The 3,166-nt window shown below is 68.8% G+C and carries 3 protein-coding genes; 1 reads left to right on the top strand and 2 read right to left on the bottom strand.

The features are described 5' to 3' along the window. The first annotated feature begins 205 nt into the window (after positions 1–205). The gene (locus tag D7V97_RS41440; protein ID WP_233583570.1) at positions 206–859 is read left to right on the top strand and encodes a hypothetical protein; all 654 of its coding nucleotides are present in this window, start codon (positions 206–208) and stop codon (positions 857–859) included. A gap of 15 nt (positions 860–874) precedes the next feature. On the opposite strand, the gene D7V97_RS41445 is transcribed toward D7V97_RS41440, so the two are convergent. Further along, positions 875–2,251, bottom strand: a complete 1,377-nt coding sequence (locus D7V97_RS41445; protein ID WP_120616053.1) for a hemolysin family protein — start codon at positions 2,249–2,251, stop codon at positions 875–877. A gap of 11 nt (positions 2,252–2,262) precedes the next feature. Further along, entirely contained in the window at positions 2,263–3,078 is an 816-nt protein-coding gene (locus tag D7V97_RS41450) for a lipopolysaccharide assembly protein LapB (protein WP_120531330.1), read from the bottom strand. Positions 3,079–3,166 lie beyond the last annotated feature (88 nt).

A 3,166-nucleotide genomic window follows, 5' to 3' on the forward strand; every position in this document is an offset into this window, starting at 1 on the left:
CAGGGGAGCAGGCGACCTCGCATCACCCTTGCAAAGCAGACGTCCCACCCTACCTTGCTCTTGACCTTTCTGGAGGCGGCCTACGTTTCAGCCCTTGTTCGCCCTGTCGCTCCTCGTGGGCGCGTCCCCGACGTCTCAGGTAGCACCCCGGTCTGACATGGTCGTGGCGGCAGCGCCGGCCCCGTGTCCAAACCCGTGGTTTCCCATGGAGGAGGGCCTGGCGCTGACGTACCGCGCCGGCCGGTCCTCGGAGCTGGTGCTGACGACGAAGGACGTCGTGCCGGCCCCGGATGGGACGGTGAAGGCCCTGCTCGCGGTCAGCCTCAAGGGGCGCAACGGCCAGACGGAGCTCACCTGTGACGCCCAGGGGGTGCGCACGGGGCTGGGCGGCCTGGAGGGCACGCTCCTGTCCGCGTCCGGCATGGACATGCAGGTGGTGAACATGGAGGGCGTCGCCGTGCCCGCCCCGTCGGTGATGGTGCCGGGCGGGACGTGGAAGAACAGCCTGTCGGTGAAGCTCCAGCCCCCGGCGAAGAAGGGCGGCCTGCGCCCCACCATCGCCACGACCTTCGACAAGGAGGCCACGGTGCTGGGCGAGGAGGAGATCACCGTCCAGGGTGGAACCTTCAAGGCGCTGAAGATCAAGAACATCACCACGGCCCGCGCCAGCCGCCCCGGTTCGGAGGGGCGCTCCATGGAGAGCCTGATGTGGTTCGCGCCGGACGTCGGCATCATCAAGCTGACGACCGACGGCGAGACCAACCTGGAGCTGCTCAAGGTGGACCGGCCCAAGGCCAAGGTGCAGCCGGCCGCGCTCAAGAACGGCGCGAAGAAGGCCCCGAAGGCCACCAAGGGCTGAAGGCGGCCCGGAGTCTCAAGCCGGCTCGCCGGATGAGGCGGGCGGCTCCGTCGGACGGCTGCCGCCCGGCGTGGTGACGGAGGGGCGCGACTGCGGCTCCACCGTCACGCGCACCACGCGCGGCCCGTCCACCTCCTCCACGAGGATGCGCCACATATCGAGCTTGAGGCTGTCGCCCTTCTCCGGCACGCGGCCCAGCTTCGTCATCAGGTAGCCGGCGATGGTGGTGACCTCGCCCTTCTCGTCGTCGCTCAGGTCGAAGTCCACGTCCAGCTGCGCTTCCAGGTCGTCCAGCTGCGCGGTGCCCGGCAGCTCGAAGCGGCCGCCCGGCAGCGCACGCACTTCCTCCACGCGCCGCCCCAGCTCCGCCACGTCGCCCACCACCTCCGACACCACGTCCGCGATGGTGACGAGGCCGGACGTGCCGCCGTGCTCGTCCACCACCATGGCGATCTGCCGGCGGCGGCGGCGGAACTCCGCCAGCAGCTGCTCCAGCGTCGCGTTCTCCGGGATGAAGAGCACCGGCCGCTGCACCTGGGACAGGCTGCGCAGCTCTCCGCGCGACAGGAGGAAGAACAGGTCCTTCACGTTGACCACGCCCTCGACGTCATCGAGGTTGCCCCGGCACACCGGCAGCCACGTGTGTCCGGACGCGCGTGCGTCCACCACGTTCTTGTCGAGCGCCTCCTCCACGTCCAGGTAGCGCATCTGGTTGCGGGGGACCATCACCTGCCGTGCCGTCTTCTGCGCCATCTCCAGCGCGCGCTCCAGCAGCTCCGCCCGGGCCGTGGTGATGGCGCCCGCCTGCGCGGAGCTGTGCAGGATGACGCGCAGCTCCTCCTCGCTCGTGGCCTCGTGCGACTCACCGGCCGAGTGCAGACCGAACGCCTTGAGCACCAGCGACGCCAGCCAGTTGAGCAGCCGGATGGCCGGGTAGAAGAGGAAGTAGAACGCGCGCATGGGCAGCGCGACCGCGAGCGTCGTCTGCTCCGCGCGCTGGATGGCGAGGCTCTTGGGGGCCAGCTCCCCCAGCACGATGTGCAGGAACGTGATGATGCTGAAGGCGATGACCACCGCCGCGCTGTGCGCGAGCGTCGCCGCGGAGCCCTCCGGCACGATGCGCGTCAGCACCGGCTCCAGGAGGTGCGCGAACGCGGGCTCACCCAGCCAGCCCAGGCCCAGCGACGCGAGCGTGATGCCGAACTGCGTGGCGGACAGGTACGCGTCCAGCTCGCTGACCATCTTCAGGGCCATGCCCGCGCCGGGCGTGCCCTCGTCCACCAAGGATTGGAGACGCGTGGCGCGAATCTTCACGATGGCGAACTCCGTCGCCACGAAGAAGCCGTTCGCGACGACCAGCAGCAGCGCCAGCCCCAGGAAAACCCATTCCATTGTGTGGTCCCTCAGAAGAGGGCTTCGAAGTCCGGATCGCCCTTGAGCACGTCGAACATGGGGTCGGCGGACAGCCACCCCAGGACCTTCTGACGGTCCGCCGCCAGCGCCTTCTGCAGGTACTGGACGGAGTCCTTCGGACGGCCCCACAGCGCGTACAGCGCCGCCAGGTTGTAGTTGAGCAACAGGTCTTCCGCATTCAACGCCCGGGCGCGCTCATAGGCGCGCTCCGCTTCAGCGTAGAAGCCCTTCTGGGCGTAGCAGATGCCCAGGTCCAGCTGCGCCTCGAAGTTGTCCGGCTCCAGCCGCACCACTTCCTTCAGCTGGGTGATGGAGGAGCGGTAGTCGCCCTCGTCCATCATCAGCGCCGCCAGCTCGTGCCGGGGGAAGGCGTCCTGCGGATCCAGCTCGATGGCGGACTGGAGCTCGCGCATCGCCTCCTCCACCCGCCCCTGGTCCGCGTACGTGAGGCCCAGGTTGAGGTGGGCGTCCGGGTACTCCGGATCCAGCTCGATGGCCTCCTTGTACTCCTCCACCGCCATCTCGCTGGCGTGGGTGGAGAGGAAGCAGGCCAGGTTGTAGTGCGCGGTGGCGCTCTCCGGCTCCAGCTTCAGCGCGGTGAGGTACTCGCCCAGCGCCTCGCGGAACTGCTTCTTCTCCGCGTAGACCGTGGCCAGGTTGTCGTGCGCATGCGCCGACGTGGGGTCCAGGTCGATGGCCTTCCTGAACTCCTTGATGGCCTCGTCCAGCCAGCCCCGGTCCGCCAGCTCGATGCCGCGGGTGTTGTGCTCATCGGACAGAGCAATGTTGTCCTTTTCCCGGGCCATGGAGCGCGCGGCAATCTACGCGCCGCGCAATCACCCGTGCAAGGTAGAGTTTCCCCTTGCCCATGCGCCACGCCGCCCTGCTGCTCCT

The sequence above is a fragment of the Corallococcus sp. CA053C genome, from assembly GCF_003611675.1.
Taxonomy (GTDB): domain Bacteria; phylum Myxococcota; class Myxococcia; order Myxococcales; family Myxococcaceae; genus Corallococcus.